The sequence below is a fragment of the Virgibacillus subterraneus genome, from assembly GCF_900110695.1.
GTDB classification, from domain to species: Bacteria; Bacillota; Bacilli; order Bacillales; family Amphibacillaceae; genus Lentibacillus; species Lentibacillus subterraneus.
The window spans coordinates 195,612-209,766 of sequence record NZ_FOEH01000005.1 but is presented as its reverse complement, the minus strand read 5'-3'; the positions used below and the strand labels follow the sequence as shown (position 1 = coordinate 209,766).

17 protein-coding genes are annotated in these 14,155 nt (G+C 36.9%); 9 read left to right on the top strand and 8 right to left on the bottom strand.

What is annotated here, in order from left to right; translation table 11 throughout:
* Positions 1 to 112: 112 nt before the first annotated feature.
* The 4 genes from murB to BMY13_RS14950 all read right to left on the bottom strand — a co-directional run bounded on the left by murB (position 113) and on the right by BMY13_RS14950 (position 3,192).
* Positions 113 to 1,027, bottom strand: a complete 915-nt coding sequence (murB, locus tag BMY13_RS14965; RefSeq protein ID WP_092505553.1) for a UDP-N-acetylmuramate dehydrogenase — start codon at positions 1,025 to 1,027, stop codon at positions 113 to 115.
* A gap of 24 nt (positions 1,028 to 1,051) precedes the next feature.
* Positions 1,052 to 1,876, bottom strand: a complete 825-nt coding sequence (locus BMY13_RS14960; RefSeq protein ID WP_092494155.1) for an alpha/beta fold hydrolase — start codon at positions 1,874 to 1,876, stop codon at positions 1,052 to 1,054.
* Between the two features lie 25 nt (positions 1,877 to 1,901).
* Positions 1,902 to 2,285: a YbaN family protein gene (locus BMY13_RS14955; protein WP_092494154.1), complete on the bottom strand. Its 384-nt coding sequence runs from the start codon at positions 2,283 to 2,285 to the stop codon at positions 1,902 to 1,904.
* A 112-nt stretch (positions 2,286 to 2,397) separates the two neighbouring features.
* A complete protein-coding gene (locus BMY13_RS14950; RefSeq protein ID WP_092505551.1) occupies positions 2,398 to 3,192 on the bottom strand; it encodes a histidinol-phosphatase HisJ family protein in 795 nt (264 codons plus the stop codon).
* 114 nt (positions 3,193 to 3,306) lie between these two features.
* On the opposite strand from BMY13_RS14950, the gene hisZ reads away from it, so the two are divergent.
* The 9 genes from hisZ to hisC are packed head-to-tail and all read left to right on the top strand — an operon-like array spanning position 3,307 to position 10,852.
* Positions 3,307 to 4,560 carry an ATP phosphoribosyltransferase regulatory subunit gene (hisZ, locus tag BMY13_RS14945; protein ID WP_092505549.1) on the top strand — a complete coding sequence of 418 codons (1,254 nt, stop codon included), beginning with the start codon at positions 3,307 to 3,309 and terminating at the stop codon, positions 4,558 to 4,560.
* Positions 4,561 to 5,187: an ATP phosphoribosyltransferase gene (hisG, locus tag BMY13_RS14940; RefSeq protein ID WP_092494151.1), complete on the top strand. Its 627-nt coding sequence runs from the start codon at positions 4,561 to 4,563 to the stop codon at positions 5,185 to 5,187. It abuts the gene before it with no gap.
* 6 nt (positions 5,188 to 5,193) lie between these two features.
* A complete protein-coding gene (gene hisD / locus BMY13_RS14935; RefSeq protein ID WP_092505547.1) occupies positions 5,194 to 6,480 on the top strand; it encodes a histidinol dehydrogenase in 1,287 nt (428 codons plus the stop codon).
* Positions 6,473 to 7,057 (top strand): imidazoleglycerol-phosphate dehydratase HisB, encoded by a 585-nt coding sequence (gene hisB, locus BMY13_RS14930; protein WP_092494149.1) that lies wholly within the window; start codon positions 6,473 to 6,475, stop codon positions 7,055 to 7,057. Before hisD ends, hisB begins: the two co-directional genes overlap by 8 nt.
* 15 nt (positions 7,058 to 7,072) lie before the next feature.
* Positions 7,073 to 7,678: an imidazole glycerol phosphate synthase subunit HisH gene (hisH, locus tag BMY13_RS14925; protein WP_092494148.1), complete on the top strand. Its 606-nt coding sequence runs from the start codon at positions 7,073 to 7,075 to the stop codon at positions 7,676 to 7,678.
* Positions 7,675 to 8,397 (top strand): 1-(5-phosphoribosyl)-5-[(5-phosphoribosylamino)methylideneamino]imidazole-4-carboxamide isomerase, encoded by a 723-nt coding sequence (gene hisA / locus BMY13_RS14920; RefSeq protein ID WP_092494147.1) that lies wholly within the window; start codon positions 7,675 to 7,677, stop codon positions 8,395 to 8,397. The genes hisH and hisA overlap by 4 nt, the downstream gene beginning before the upstream one ends.
* Positions 8,387 to 9,151 carry an imidazole glycerol phosphate synthase subunit HisF gene (hisF, locus tag BMY13_RS14915; protein WP_092505545.1) on the top strand — a complete coding sequence of 255 codons (765 nt, stop codon included), beginning with the start codon at positions 8,387 to 8,389 and terminating at the stop codon, positions 9,149 to 9,151. Before hisA ends, hisF begins: the two co-directional genes overlap by 11 nt.
* Complete coding sequence (gene hisIE / locus BMY13_RS14910) at positions 9,151 to 9,792, top strand: bifunctional phosphoribosyl-AMP cyclohydrolase/phosphoribosyl-ATP diphosphatase HisIE (protein WP_092505543.1); 642 nt, start codon at positions 9,151 to 9,153, stop codon at positions 9,790 to 9,792. The genes hisF and hisIE overlap by 1 nt, the downstream gene beginning before the upstream one ends.
* Positions 9,785 to 10,852 (top strand): histidinol-phosphate transaminase, encoded by a 1,068-nt coding sequence (gene hisC, locus BMY13_RS14905; protein ID WP_092505541.1) that lies wholly within the window; start codon positions 9,785 to 9,787, stop codon positions 10,850 to 10,852. The genes hisIE and hisC overlap by 8 nt, the downstream gene beginning before the upstream one ends.
* 36 nt (positions 10,853 to 10,888) lie before the next feature.
* Here the strand turns inward: hisC and BMY13_RS14900 are convergent, their stop codons facing one another.
* The 4 genes from BMY13_RS14900 to BMY13_RS14885 form a co-directional block, all read right to left on the bottom strand.
* Positions 10,889 to 11,659 (bottom strand): SurA N-terminal domain-containing protein, encoded by a 771-nt coding sequence (locus BMY13_RS14900; RefSeq protein ID WP_175476825.1) that lies wholly within the window; start codon positions 11,657 to 11,659, stop codon positions 10,889 to 10,891.
* Between the two features lie 213 nt (positions 11,660 to 11,872).
* Positions 11,873 to 12,598, bottom strand: coding sequence for a DsbA family oxidoreductase (locus BMY13_RS14895; protein ID WP_092505537.1), 726 nt, complete (start codon positions 12,596 to 12,598; stop codon positions 11,873 to 11,875).
* Positions 12,599 to 12,671: 73 nt separating this feature from the next.
* A complete protein-coding gene (locus tag BMY13_RS14890) occupies positions 12,672 to 13,532 on the bottom strand; it encodes an MBL fold metallo-hydrolase (protein WP_092505535.1) in 861 nt (286 codons plus the stop codon).
* Between the two features lie 94 nt (positions 13,533 to 13,626).
* Complete coding sequence (locus tag BMY13_RS14885) at positions 13,627 to 14,076, bottom strand: DUF2188 domain-containing protein (RefSeq protein ID WP_092505533.1); 450 nt, start codon at positions 14,074 to 14,076, stop codon at positions 13,627 to 13,629.
* Between the last annotated feature and the right edge of the window lie 79 nt (positions 14,077 to 14,155).

The following is a 14,155-nucleotide window of genomic DNA, read 5'->3' as shown; positions in this document are numbered from 1 at the left end:
TCAACTACTTTTTCATGTTACGTCTCGGTTTATATCAACATACGAACAAAGCATTTCAAAATAAAAAACTGTGACCACTTAATAGCAGCCACAGCACTCTCTTTAACTCAATTTAATCCTCACCGATTATTTTAACTTCACGCTCAAGATTGACACCGAACTTATCTTTTACTGTATCCTGTACAAAGTGTATTAAGCCAATATATTCTTCAGCCGAAGCACCATCTTTATTTACAATAAACCCTGCATGCTTCAATGAAACTTGAGCTCCACCAATTTCCTTTCCTTGAAGGCCGCTATCCTGAATCAGCTTCCCTGCGAAATACCCAGGTGGGCGCTTAAACACACTACCACATGATGGGTACTCTAAAGGCTGTTTGGATTCACGTTTGAAGGTAAGGTCATCCATTACAGCCTTAATTTCCTCATAATTACCGGCCTCCATAGAAAAAGTTGCCTCTAATACAATATATCCTTTTTCCGGAATATTACTTGAGCGATATTCTAGGTCCAGGTCATGTGCAGACAACGTATATAAATCACCATTCCGATCAACTACTATGGCACTTTCCAATACATCTTTAATCTCTCCACCATATGCACCCGCATTCATGAATAACGCACCACCAACCGAACCTGGAATTCCACATGCAAACTCCAGTCCTGTTAACCTTTTTGATAATGCTTCTCTGGATACATCAATTATCCTAGCGCCACTTTGTGCAACAATTGTTGTCCCTGTTGTTTCTATCGATGTTAATTGCTTTAAGTTCAATACAATACCACGAATTCCACCGTCTTTTACAATTAGGTTTGATCCGTTGCCAAGTAGTGTAAAAGGAATATCATCCTTTATGGATAACTTCACAATTTGCTTCACTTGTTCATATGTTTCTGGTGTCACAAAAAAATCAGCCATCCCGCCAAGGCGGGTATACGTATGATTTTTCAAGTGTTCATTAACCATCACATTTTTCTCTGATGTAATTGTTGTTAACTTTTCGTACGTATGATGATCATTTACCACTAAAACCATTCCTTTAATAATAAATTATTGTGTTGCAACCTTAGACTGAAGAAATGAATGAATTAGATTATCAACGCGAATGTCTTCATGCATCTCGCTATGCCCAAGCATATCATCCTCAATCATTTTTTCCTGCAATTGATCTTTCCTTACAATACTTCGTAATGATTGCACACTTTCTGGCATTGCAACAAGATCCCCGGTACTTCCAATGTTTAAGACATTAAGTCCTCCTGGTATAGTATGCTTTTTCTTGCGTATCGTTTGCATTGCAACAGAATCAGGTTTTAAATCAGCTGCTGCTGCATCACGATGGATCTGAAAGTATTGCTTATTATATATGCCATCAAAGGGACTTCCAATCGTGACTAATTTTGCAACACGCGGATAAATCTTCTGGTCCTGATATTCTTCAATAAACTTCAATGCAACAAGTCCACCCATAGAATGTCCAACCAGATTAACAGTATCAATATGATATGTTTCCTTCATATGTGAAAGTACAGATGAAAGCCAACTTGAGGTGTTCAAGAAGCTTGCGCGGTTATTTTCAAAGATTACTTGCACAAAAGCAGGCTCTGACTTTCCTTTACTAAGATTTTTAACATTTATTTTACCTTGAGGTGAAACACGGTATACCAGTGCTTTATTACCCCAATCATATCTATTCTCAAACCTGTTCAGTAAATTGCCAAATGAATTAAATGTACCTTTGTAACCATGAATAAACACAGTTGGATTACCTATATTTTGTTCTGACTTTGTCTCTTTTGGTATATAAATCACGAGTATTATACTTATTAATACCGCGAATAGTGACACTACATTTATAATATGTTTCTTATCCAAAAAACTGACCCCACTAACGTACTAATTATCTTTGTGTCTTATGCAATGTTTTCTGCTTTAAAATAAACCACGAAAAAAACATGGCGATACAAGCTAATAGTAATTTAACTATAATTAATGGAATAACAAACAAGATAGTATATCCCATCGATAACCATAGAACAGAAACACCTATTACTTTCGCCTTTAACGGAATCCCTTTTCCTAATCGGTAATTCTCAATATATGAACCAAAATATCTATTGGTAATTAACCATTCATATAATCGGTTGGAGCTTCTCACATAACATGCAGCAGCCAAAAGTAATAATGGTGTGGTAGGCAGTAAGGGAAGAATTATTCCCAATAGTCCTAAAGCCAACGAAATTGACCCCGCAATAATTAAAAGAAGTTTAGTAAGTTGTTTCATATTTTTTACACCAGCTAAAGTGATATTTTTTTACATAACCATTATAGCATCCAAAATACTATTATACCTCCTACCTTTTATAAAAACTATGACAATTTCTATTCTCATGATATTAAAGCTTCGTAATATTATGAAATACTGGCACACCGTTATTAAATGTTGCAATATAATTGAATCCATGACCCTTAAGCATATCAAGTGATTCCTTAAAGTCATATGCCAGTGTGGTTTCCACATGTGAGTCCGATCCTAATGTCAGGATTTCACCACCGCACTCCCTATACAGCCTCAGGATATCGGAGCTAGGCATTCCATTTTTTAAACCATATCGAATCCCTGATGTATTCAATTCAATACCTTTGCCCTCTGGTATTATCTCCTTAAAAATTTGACGCAATATGTCATGAAAATCATTTGTACTGTTTTGTTTAGCATATCGCTTCACTAAGTCAATATGTCCTAATACGTTATATTGTTTAAAGTTCTTAACACAATACAACAGTTCCTCATAATAGGCAAGGTATGATTGATCTACTGATCTATTATTAAAAAATCTGCCTGAATGCAGGTCCTTTTGCTCGGATGTATGCATTGAGCAAATAATAAAATCAAACACTCTATCGTCAAGTAAATCATTGTACCTTTTTACAAGATGTGGCTGTATTCCAATTTCAACTCCCTTTTTAATAGAAATAGAATCTGCATAAACAGCTTTCAATTCTTTTATTTTTTCATCATATCGCTCCAAGTCAAAAACAAATACAATCGACTCATCTGGATAGTCATAGTCAATATGGTCCGTAAAACAAACTTCCTCTAGCCCTAATTCGATCGCCTTTTCAATAGTTTTTTCCATTGGTGTCGTGCTATCAGCCGAAAAATCACTGTGAACATGATAATCAAACATACTCAATTACTCCCCTTACTGTTGACATTTTATCTATTACTAATTAGAATAATATATAACTTTAATTAAGTAAAGCGATAAAGTGATAAAGTGAATGGATGGTGACTATTTTTAATGGATCAATATTTGTTTGACAGTACAAAAGATACTAGTGTTGGAGATTTCCAGGTGCGAGATAATCTGATATCAATATTAAAAAATCGCTTTAGCACTTATGGATATAAACAAGTACGGACGACTACGTTTGAATTTTACGATTTATATTCGACGATGTCCGGTACCATAAATAAAGATGAAATGCTAAAAGTAATTGATTCTTATGGAAAAGTATTAGTTTTACGTCCCGATGTGACAATTCCAATTACGAGAATGATAGCATCCAATAAACAACGACTCTCACAAGGATCGAGATTTTTCTATGTGCTGGATGTTTTTCGTCAGTCATTTGAGCAGGCAGATAACAAGGAAACAACACAAGCAGGTATTGAAAGTTTTGGTGAAAGTACACCCGAAAATGACGCAGAAGTTATTGCTTTAGCAATCCATACATTAAAAGACTTAGGATTTGAGTCATTTAAACTTGAAGTTGGGCATGCAGGATATTTCAAGGAACTCGTAAATCAACTAGCATTATCTCAAAATGAATTAGATCAGTTGAAGGGATTAATTCAATCAAAGAACCTTACTGAAATTGGGCCATTCCTTGAAAGATTATCCGTTGATAAAGAACTTTGTGACGCTGTTCAAGCAATACCCCTTCTATATGGTGATCCAGAGGATGTAATTAAACGTGCTAGTAAAATTGCATTAAATGAAAAAATGCAACAGAAGATTAAAAACCTCAGTGATATTTACGATGTACTCAAAGCATATGGTGTAGAGGATTCAGTCATATTTGACCTTGGATTAATCAACAATATGAACTACTATTCAGGGGTTATTTTCCAAGGATTTGTGGCAAGCTTCGGCAAACCAGTATTAATGGGTGGAAGATATGATCATTTGGCCGAACAATTTGATACTTCCATACCTGCGATTGGATTCGCCTGTGAAGTTGATAACCTTTTACATTCTATGACACGGAAAAATCTGATAGCAAATGACACAACATCTATAGATGTGATTATATATTACGAAAACTCCAAGCAGAAAGATGCGTTAATTGCTGCTAATACACTACGTGAGGCAGGCTATCGCATTATCACTTATACAATGGATGATAACCGTAATATTGATGATTTCAGTTCTAAATGTATTGCTTATTTTCAAACTGAAGAAAATCTAGTAATCGACAAAAAGCGAAAAACTCCATTTACGAACTATAATGAGTTAGAACTGCTGCTTCAAGAAGGAATGAGGGATAATTAAATGGATTATGTAACATTAGCATTAGCAAAAGGCAGAACAGCGGAAAGTACGATTGAACTACTTAATAATGCCGGTATCGATTTCCCTGACTTTCATACAAAAAGCCGAAAGCTGGTTTTTTACAATACCGATCAAACAGTTAAGTTAATTTTTGTTAAAGCAGTTGATGTCCCAACATACGTAGAAAAAGGGGCTGCTGATATTGGGGTTGTCGGAAAAGACAATATATTGGAATCACAAGCAGACATATATGAAATACTGGATTTAAAATTAGGCAGATGTCAATTTGTAGTTGCCGGAAAGCCTGAAACAACCTTGGAAAGCACTCAGAAACTAACTATCGCATCTAAATACCCAACAGTGGCTAAGAGTCACTTCCAGCAAAAGGGGATCCCAATTGAAACAATTAAGTTAAATGGATCAGTTGAACTAGCTCCACTTATCGGTTTAGCTGATATTATTGTTGATATCGTGGAAACTGGAACCACCATCAATGAAAATGGATTGAAAATTATCGATGAGATTGAGGACATCAGCACAAGGTTAATCGTCAATAAAGCAAGTTTCACTACAAAGTCTGCTTTAATACACGAGCTTATTAATAAATTAAAATCGGTCATGGAGTGATATTTGATGAAACGGATAACACCCGAGCAATTTAGTCAAGAGAAAAATAATGATACTTATTCCCAAGCAGATGAAAATAACATTGATGAAACTGTCCTAGAAATTATTAAACAGGTTAAAAAAGATGGTAATGAAGCATTGTATCGTTTTACCGAGCAATTCGATGGTATAAAACTAAAGCAGTTAGCCGTCACGAAGGATGAATTCATTGAGGCAAAAGGGATGATTAGTGACGAATTTAAATCGGCACTAGAAGAAGCGAAAGCTAACATCACAGCTTTTCATGAAGTACAAAAAGAATATTCCTGGTTTACTGATAATACGGAAGGTATAATGCTCGGACAGAAAGTCACTCCATTAGAAAAAGTTGGCGTTTACGTCCCGGGTGGTAAGGCTTCCTATCCTTCTACAGTTTTAATGAACGTTATTCCAGCTAAGCTCGCCGGTGTGAAAAAAATCGTTATCACTACACCACCAGATGCAAATGGAAAAATTAGTCCAGAGGTGCTTGCAGCTGCAGAGGTAGTCGGTGTTGACGAAGTTTATAAATTAGGTGGTGCGCAAGCAATAGCTGCACTGGCATACGGAACTTCAAGTATAGAAAAGGTTACAAAAATAGTTGGCCCAGGTAATGCTTTTGTGGCACGAGCGAAGAAATGGGTATATGGTGATGTTGCTATCGATATGATAGCCGGGCCAAGTGAAATATGTGTTGTTGCAGATGAATCAGCACCAGCTGATTATATTGCTGCAGATTTACTCTCACAAGCGGAGCATGATGAGCAGTCCACTTCAATCTGTATTACAACTAGTGAATCATTAGCCACTGAGGTGCAGCGAGCAATTGATCAGCAAACAACTACACTTGACCGTAAAGATATTATTGAAAAAGCACTCACACAAAATGGCAGAATTATAGTTGTGAAGAATATACAGGAAGCATTCAACCTAGTTAATGAAATTGCGCCTGAGCATCTACAGCTGATGATAGAAAATGCGACCGAGAAAGTAGGAGATATCCAGAATGCAGGAGCTGTTTTTCTAGGAAACTTCTCTCCTGAACCGTTAGGAGATTATTTTGCCGGACCAAATCACACCCTGCCAACAAGTGGAACAGCTGCTTTTTCTTCTCCGCTTGGCGTGTACGATTTTATGAAAAAATCGAGTATTATCCGTTACTCAAGGGATTCGTTACTAGATGCTTCAGAAAATATAATAACCCTGGCTAAAGCTGAAGGATTATCAGCACATGCTAATTCAATTCAAATCAGAAAGGATAATCATAATGCGTAGACATTCTATTAAACGAGCAACCTCAGAAACATCGATTGCCCTGGATTTCTCAATAGATGGTACTGGTAAATCCTCAATCGATTCCGGAGTTGGATTTCTAGACCACATGTTAGTTCTATTGACAAAGCATGGATTATTTGATCTTGAACTGACGTGTGAGGGTGATTTAAATGTTGATCAGCATCACACTGTAGAGGATATTGGAATTGCTCTAGGGCAGGCGTTTAACGAAGGACTTGGCAATAAAGAAGGAATAACTCGTTATGCTACTAAAACGATTCCGATGGACGAAGCTCTTTCTACAATTTCGTTGGATATTAGCGGACGCCCCTACTTCGTCTATAATGTTGATGGTTTGAAGGATAAAGTTGGCAGCTTTGATACAGAGCTTGTTGAAGAATTCTTTCAGGCGTTTGCAAGCAATGCCAAACTTACCCTTCACATAAACCTAGAATACGGTAATAACACGCATCATATTATCGAATCTATTTTCAAAGGATTTGGGCGTGCATTAGACCAAGCGAGCCAGCAGAATCCTCGTATAAAAGGCATCCCATCGACAAAAGGGACCTTATAAAGGAGATATAATCTTATGATTGCAATAATCGACTATGGGGCTGGTAATATTAAAAGCCTGCAATTTGCGTTAACTAAGCTAGAATTGGACTCCTGCTTAACGACTGATAAACAAACAATTGAAAATGCCACAGCAATCATACTTCCTGGTGTTGGTGCGTTTAAAGATGCAATCGAAGCGCTTGGTGAATTAGATTTAATACGTACTATTCAACAAGAAGCATCTTCTGGTAAACCATTGCTTGGAATCTGTTTAGGTATGCAACTGTTCTATGAGCGAAGCTATGAAGATGGAGATTGGCAAGGACTTGGACTCATTCAAGGCGATGTTAAACGAATTGCTGAATCGGTAAAGGTTCCACATATGGGCTGGAATACCCTATCACATCGCCAAAAAAACCCACTTTTAAGTAACATTAAGGAAAATGCCTATGTATACTTTGTTCACTCCTATGCAGTTAGCTCCTATCAGAAGGAAGACCTTGTAAGTAGTGCTGATTATGGTGGTATGGTTCCTGCAGTGGTACAAAAAGAAAATATTATTGGAATGCAATTTCACCCCGAAAAGAGTGGTGAAGTTGGATTACAGCTATTACAAAACTTCGGGGAGATGATTTCATGATTCTATTTCCAGCTATCGATATTAGAAATGGTAAATGTGTTCGCCTAATTCAAGGAGACTATAAACAAGAAAAGATATATCATGATTCTCCAGTTGAGGCAGCAAAGCAATGGCAGGACAAACAAGCAACCTACCTTCATATCGTGGACCTTGATGGAGCTAAAACAGGTGAATCGAGCAATATAGATTCCATCAAGGCCATTGCTCAACAAACAACAATCCCGATTCAAGTTGGTGGCGGAATTCGTTCTTCACATAAAATTAAAGACTATTTAGAAGCAGGAGTTGATCGAGTTATTGTTGGCACAGCAGCAATTAATGATAAAGAATTCCTGCAACGGTCTATTCGTGAATACGGAGAACAAATTGCCGTATCGATTGATGCAAGAAATGGATATGTAGCCACTGATGGCTGGACGGAAACAAGCAGTGTGAAAGCAACTGAACTTGTTAAAGAACTAGAACGACTAGGTGTTAAAACAATAATATATACCGACATTTTAAAGGATGGCATGTTAAAAGGGCCAAACTTTAATGAATTGCAGGAAATAAAAGATACTACTTCAATTAACCTGATCGCTTCCGGCGGAGTATCTACAAAGGCCGACATCAATCGGCTAAAATCAATGAACCTGTATGGTGCTATTATTGGAAAAGCATTATATGACGGAACAATAACATTTGAATCACTATTGGATGGTGTAAATAATGCTGGCTAAACGAATTGTTCCTTGCCTGGATGTCGATAAAGGTCGCGTTGTTAAAGGGCGTAAATTTCAAAATATCCAGGATGTTGATGATCCGGTAGACTTAGCTAAAAAGTATAACCAAGCTGGAGCTGATGAACTTGTCTTTTACGATATAACAGCGTCCAATGAAAACCGCAATATCTTTCTCGATGTAGTTGAAAATGTTGCAGCAGAAATAGCTATACCTTTTTCTGTTGGTGGAGGAATCCGGACTATAACTGATATTCACCAAACACTAAGAGCCGGGGCGGATAAAGTATCGATAAACAGTGCAGCAATTAAAAACCCTCAATTAATAAAAGACGCCGCTTTAAAATTTGGCAGTCAATGTGTCGTGCTTTCCATTGATGCCAAGGCGGTAAGTGAAAATACGTGGCAGGTTTATATCAACGGCGGACGTACAAATACCGAGATAGACGCAATCGGATGGGCAATTAAAGGCGAACAGCTTGGAGCCGGAGAGATCGTCATTAACGCAATTGATGTTGATGGAGAAAAGAACGGATATAATCTGGAGCTAACTAGAGCAATCGCAGACAAGGTAAATATCCCAATTATTGCAAGCGGCGGCGCAGGTACTAAAGAGCATTTTGCTAATGTACTTCAAAAAGGTGGTGCAGACGCTGCCCTAGCAGCATCGGTATTCCATTATAGTGAAATACAAATACCAGATTTGAAAGAATATCTTGCAGCCAGCAATATCATTGTAAGGAGGGAAATCTAATGGAAACGAATATAAACCAGCTTTCTTTTGACGAAAATGGTCTTATCCCAGCAATAATACAAAATTTTAAAACAGGAGAAGTGCTGACACTTGCGTATATGAATGAAAACTCACTAAATAAAACACTGCAAACCGGTGAAACATGGTTCTTCAGCCGTAAACGGCAGCAGCTTTGGAATAAGGGAGAAACATCCGGAAACAAACAAATCGTCAAAAGTATCAGCTATGATTGTGATGCAGACAGCCTATTAATACAAGTTAACCCTATGGGGCCTTCATGTCATACAGGCAATGATACTTGCTTTTTCCAAACTCTCTTCTCTGACGAAGTACAAACACGAAACGTAATACACCAGTTAACAAAAAAAGTAAATGAACGAAAACAGCAGCCTGTGGATGGTTCCTATACAACTTACTTATTCACAGAAGGGATAGATAAAGTTCTCAAAAAGGTAGGTGAAGAAGCAAGTGAAGTAATAATTGGGGCGAAGAATCATGATAAGCAGGAAGTAACCTGGGAAATTGCTGATTTAACCTATCACACACTCGTTTTAATGGAACTGTTAGAAGTAACAGTCGAAGATATAAAAAAAGAATTGTATGGACGGCATATTGCAAAAGAGGGTAATAAAAATGAGTAAATTCTGGAGTGAAACAGTTAAGCGCACAGAGCCATATGTACCCGGCGAGCAGCTTGATATTCCCAATTTACTGAAGTTAAATACAAATGAAAATCCCTATCCTCCATCCCCAAACGTAGTGGATGCCATTAAAACAGAATTGGAACGCAAATTACACTTATACCCATCACCGAGTGCAGATCAACTGCGTGAGTTAATCGGTGCATATTATAATCTTGAAGCAAGCAATGTTTTTATTGGAAACGGATCAGATGAAGTATTAGCCTTTTCGTTTATGGCTTTTTTCGAAAGTGGGCAAAAGATCCGTTTTCCTGCTGTCACGTATAGTTTTTATCCGGTGTATGCTAAGCTTTTTAACGTTCCATATGAAGAAATACCGCTTAATCGTGATTTCAGTATTCCATCCGAGGCATTTTTCCAGTCAGAAGGCGGAGTTATTTTTCCCAACCCAAATGCCCCAACAAGTTTATACATGGAATTGGAAACGATAAAAGATATTCTGGATAATAATCCAGATCAGGTCGTAATTGTTGATGAAGCATATATAGACTTTGCTCCAGGTTCTGCAGTTTCTCTAATCAACACATATGATAACTTACTGGTTGTTCAAACAATGTCTAAATCACGTTCACTTGCAGGCTTACGTGTTGGATTTGCATTAGGGAATCCAAATTTGATCCAAGCATTAACACGTATCAAAGACTCCTTTAATTCATATACAATAGATCGTCTTGCTATTGCAGGCGCAGAAACAGCTATTAGGGATATTGAACATTTTAAAGATACAACCCAGAAAATTATCAAAACAAGGGAATGGATCACTACAGAGATGAAAAAACGAGGATTCTATGTACTTCCATCAAGTACAAACTTTATTTTTGTAAGTCACTATAATTACCGTGCAGAAATATTGTATACAGAACTGAAAAACCAAAACATTCTGGTAAGACATTTTAATAAAGCAGGAATTGAAAACTACCTGCGAATAACAATTGGTACAGATGAAAGTATGCACTCTTTATTACAAACGCTTGATTCAATAATGCTGAAAAATAAGTAAAAGCATCGTTCCATTGGGAACGATGCTTTTCTCTTTTTAGATCATATGCTTAATTTCTGCTTGTTTCTGTAGCTCTTGTACTTTAGCTTGCAGCTTTTGCTGTTCTTTTTGCTGTTTCAGTTGTTGTTTAATTTGTTTTTCTAAGTCTTTCAACTTAGGCAATTCTTGTTGTTGTTCCTTAGAAGCATTCTTTTGTTGCTCTTTTAATTTATCGTAGTAATCTTGTACTTCTTTATCAGTTACTTTTGTATCTTCTAGTTGTTGTTCTTTATATTTCTGTACTGTAAGTTCAAAATCTAATTGGTCTTTATAGGTTTCTTCTGTTAAATGATACTGTTTTAATACAGACTCAAATTGTTCTTTATTACTTGATTTAGCCTTCTCAAATTGAGACTGTACTTCTTTATCTGATACTTCAATTCCATTCTTTTCTGCATCTTGTTTCAATAATTCTTGTTGTACAATAGCATTTAGAGTTTGTTCTTTTAATTTTTTCTTATCACTAACATCTTGTCCATACTGTTGCATCATTACTTTCGTTTGAGCGTACGTGGCATTGTATGTTTGACCTTTAATTTCTTCGCCATTTATTTTTGTTACAACTTTATCCTTCTTGACTTTTTCTTCATCGGTTATTTCAACTGGCTTGCTTGAAGCTTGTCCTGCCTTTCCTGCTTGTTCTTCTGTTTGTTTTTCATTTCCTTCTTTATCATTGCTATCTTTACTTTCCTCAGAGCCCTCACCGCCACATGCTGCTAAAATAGTGGCTAAACTCAATGCCATTATAAACATTATAAATTTTTTCATTGATAGTTCCCTCATTTCATTTCATTGTTCCTACATTCAAACATATTTGGAAGGGTAAAAGCAAATACCTAAAAATATGGTTAAGCATCCTCTCGGCTTGCCGCATAAGCCTTTACGCCCTTAATTAACATTTCAGTTACGTTAGCTTATATTTTTTACATAATTCTGCCGTAATTAATTTTAGAAAAGCTTAAGAACTGACTTCAGTATTCCCTAGTCTTCATCCTCTACTTCGCAACCTTCGTCTGTACAGTAAGTAGTCTTTGATTTCTTAGGATTTAATGTTTGTAACACTGGTTTGTCGTTTTCTTCCTCCCAGATTTTTTCGAGGACTTCTGAGAACACTTCTGATGGCTGTGCACCAGACACAGAATATTTATCGTTAAATACAAAAAACGGAACACCTTGAACGCCTATCTGTCTTGCCTGTTCTTCGTCTGCACGAACATGAATTGCATAGTCATCGACTTTTAACAACTTTGTGACTTCATCCTTACTTAATCCAACTTCACTCGCAAGTTCAATTAATGTAGCATGATCACTAATAAGTTTAGATTCAGTAAAGTATGCATTTAACAGTCGTTCCGTCATTTCTTTTCCTTTACCATTTTCATCAGCATACTTCGCAACACGGTGCGCGTCAAATGTGTTTGTATGTTGCATCGTATCAAAATTATACGTTAACCCTATTTCAGCTGCTTGTTTGCCCAGCTCTTCATTTGAGTTTTTTGCTTTCTCTACACTCATTCCATACTTCCCAGCTAATAATTCATGAATATTTTTTCCAGGGTTCTTTTCTGCATTAGGATCCAATTCATAGCTTTTATATTCTAAAGTTACCTTATCATTATGTGAAAACTTCTCCAATGCCATTTCCAACCTACGTTTACCAATATAGCAAAATGGGCATACAAAATCTGACCATACTTCTATCTTCATGGGAAACACCTCATTTCTGTAATTATTGTAGCATAGCTTAATCCTTTACAGTAAATGTTGTGCTTATATTTATTTAATGCTTTTTATCGTCATCTACAAACCGTCCATAGTCCGGTATTGCTGATTGATCAAACGTTTGAACAAGTTTTTTTAACCCTTGCTTTAGTTCCTCGCCTTTCATAACTGATCCATGACCAGGTACTACGATTTCTGGCTGCAATGCTTCAAGCTTTTCTACCGACTCTTTTGCCGCCTGCCAGTCGGTTGTTAGATACCTAGGCGGCCCATTCACTTCTACAGTTTGCATCAAGACATTATAAAATGAATCCTGTCTAACGGTTATAAAAGCATCACCTGAAAGAAGTAATGAATCGTTTTCTCGGTAAAATGATACATGTCCCGGTGAGTGACCAGGTGTATGTATCCATTTCCAGTCATCCAGTCCTGGTACACTATTATCTTGGGGCAAGGCTTGAACTGCATTTCCAATATTAATCGGTTCATTGGGATAGATCCCCGAAATTTTAGCCAAAAACCCACCTTCAACTGTTGAATCTGGCTTTGGATAGCTTTTTTCTCCAGTTAAATAAGGAAGTTCAAGCTCATGTGCGTAAACAGGAACATCCCATTCTTCAACTAATTCAAGTAACCCGCCTACATGATCAAAGTGTCCATGAGTTAAAATGACTGCAGATGGTTGACTATCTCTTCCAAAACGATCCACGACAACGGAGCGTATCTCTGCCGCTGCTTTTGGAAGCCCAGCATCAACAAGCACCCAATCCCCTTCGCCAGGAAAGCCAATAAAGCTTATATTCACAATCTGGTCTGTATAATAATACACACCGTTTAATACCTCTTGCCCCGACCCACTTGTAATAGAAGTCATTGGTATTGTTTTATTATCTGTACTCTCGTGTAATTCTTTATCCATTTGATAACGTCCTCCTTTTTTCCTTAGTATTAGAATGTAATTATTAATTTATTAATAAAAAACTGCCCACACCATGTGAGCAGTTCTCAGTATCCTAATATGAATGGTTTTCCTGAATAGAACCATCCTGTTTATATATTTTTAAAGATGTTCCTTTATTATTGGCGATTTCACGAGCACGTTCGACAGCATCATTTTTATTATCAAAAACATCACTTGCTCGTTGGGCATTACTTGATTTCACGGCCCAACCATCATTATGTGCTATAACATGCTCCGCTTCTTCTAACCGTTCAGGGTTGCTTTCGTACTTTTTACCCTCTTCTGAGCGTTCTATTGTCTTGCCATTTTTCTCATATGAATCAACTTCGTCCTCGTCTGCATTTTGCCGCCATTCTTTTGCTTGTTCCATTGCAATAGGAATTGCCTGTCCCTCTTCATAGCCTTCATCAATCATTGAATTAGCAATATCAATCGCCTTCTTTTTTGTTACATGATTTAAATTCTTCATCGACGACGGATAGTTGTTTAATGTCCAAGGCATTGACAGTCCTCCCTCAATTTTTTAAATAGTCTACCCTGTGTGATTTGTCTTAAACATAAAAAAACTGTTCACCACGATG

What these genes read in the sequence shown, in the direction of transcription:
- BMY13_RS14955 (WP_092494154.1), bottom strand. Translation starts at nt 2,285, where the DNA reads ATGAAACAACTTACTAAACTTCTTTTAATTATTGCGGGGTCAATTTCG.
- BMY13_RS14950 (WP_092505551.1), bottom strand. Translation starts at nt 3,192, where the DNA reads ATGTTTGATTATCATGTTCACAGTGATTTTTCGGCTGATAGCACGACA.
- hisZ (WP_092505549.1), top strand. Translation starts at nt 3,307, where the DNA reads ATGGATCAATATTTGTTTGACAGTACAAAAGATACTAGTGTTGGAGAT.
- hisG (WP_092494151.1), top strand. Translation starts at nt 4,561, where the DNA reads ATGGATTATGTAACATTAGCATTAGCAAAAGGCAGAACAGCGGAAAGT.
- hisD (WP_092505547.1), top strand. Translation starts at nt 5,194, where the DNA reads ATGAAACGGATAACACCCGAGCAATTTAGTCAAGAGAAAAATAATGAT.
- hisB (WP_092494149.1), top strand. Translation starts at nt 6,473, where the DNA reads ATGCGTAGACATTCTATTAAACGAGCAACCTCAGAAACATCGATTGCC.
- hisH (WP_092494148.1), top strand. Translation starts at nt 7,073, where the DNA reads ATGATTGCAATAATCGACTATGGGGCTGGTAATATTAAAAGCCTGCAA.
- hisA (WP_092494147.1), top strand. Translation starts at nt 7,675, where the DNA reads ATGATTCTATTTCCAGCTATCGATATTAGAAATGGTAAATGTGTTCGC.
- hisF (WP_092505545.1), top strand. Translation starts at nt 8,387, where the DNA reads ATGCTGGCTAAACGAATTGTTCCTTGCCTGGATGTCGATAAAGGTCGC.
- hisIE (WP_092505543.1), top strand. Translation starts at nt 9,151, where the DNA reads ATGGAAACGAATATAAACCAGCTTTCTTTTGACGAAAATGGTCTTATC.
- hisC (WP_092505541.1), top strand. Translation starts at nt 9,785, where the DNA reads ATGAGTAAATTCTGGAGTGAAACAGTTAAGCGCACAGAGCCATATGTA.
- BMY13_RS14900 (WP_175476825.1), bottom strand. Translation starts at nt 11,659, where the DNA reads ATGAAAAAATTTATAATGTTTATAATGGCATTGAGTTTAGCCACTATT.
- BMY13_RS14895 (WP_092505537.1), bottom strand. Translation starts at nt 12,598, where the DNA reads ATGAAGATAGAAGTATGGTCAGATTTTGTATGCCCATTTTGCTATATT.
- BMY13_RS14890 (WP_092505535.1), bottom strand. Translation starts at nt 13,532, where the DNA reads ATGGATAAAGAATTACACGAGAGTACAGATAATAAAACAATACCAATG.
- BMY13_RS14885 (WP_092505533.1), bottom strand. Translation starts at nt 14,076, where the DNA reads ATGCCTTGGACATTAAACAACTATCCGTCGTCGATGAAGAATTTAAAT.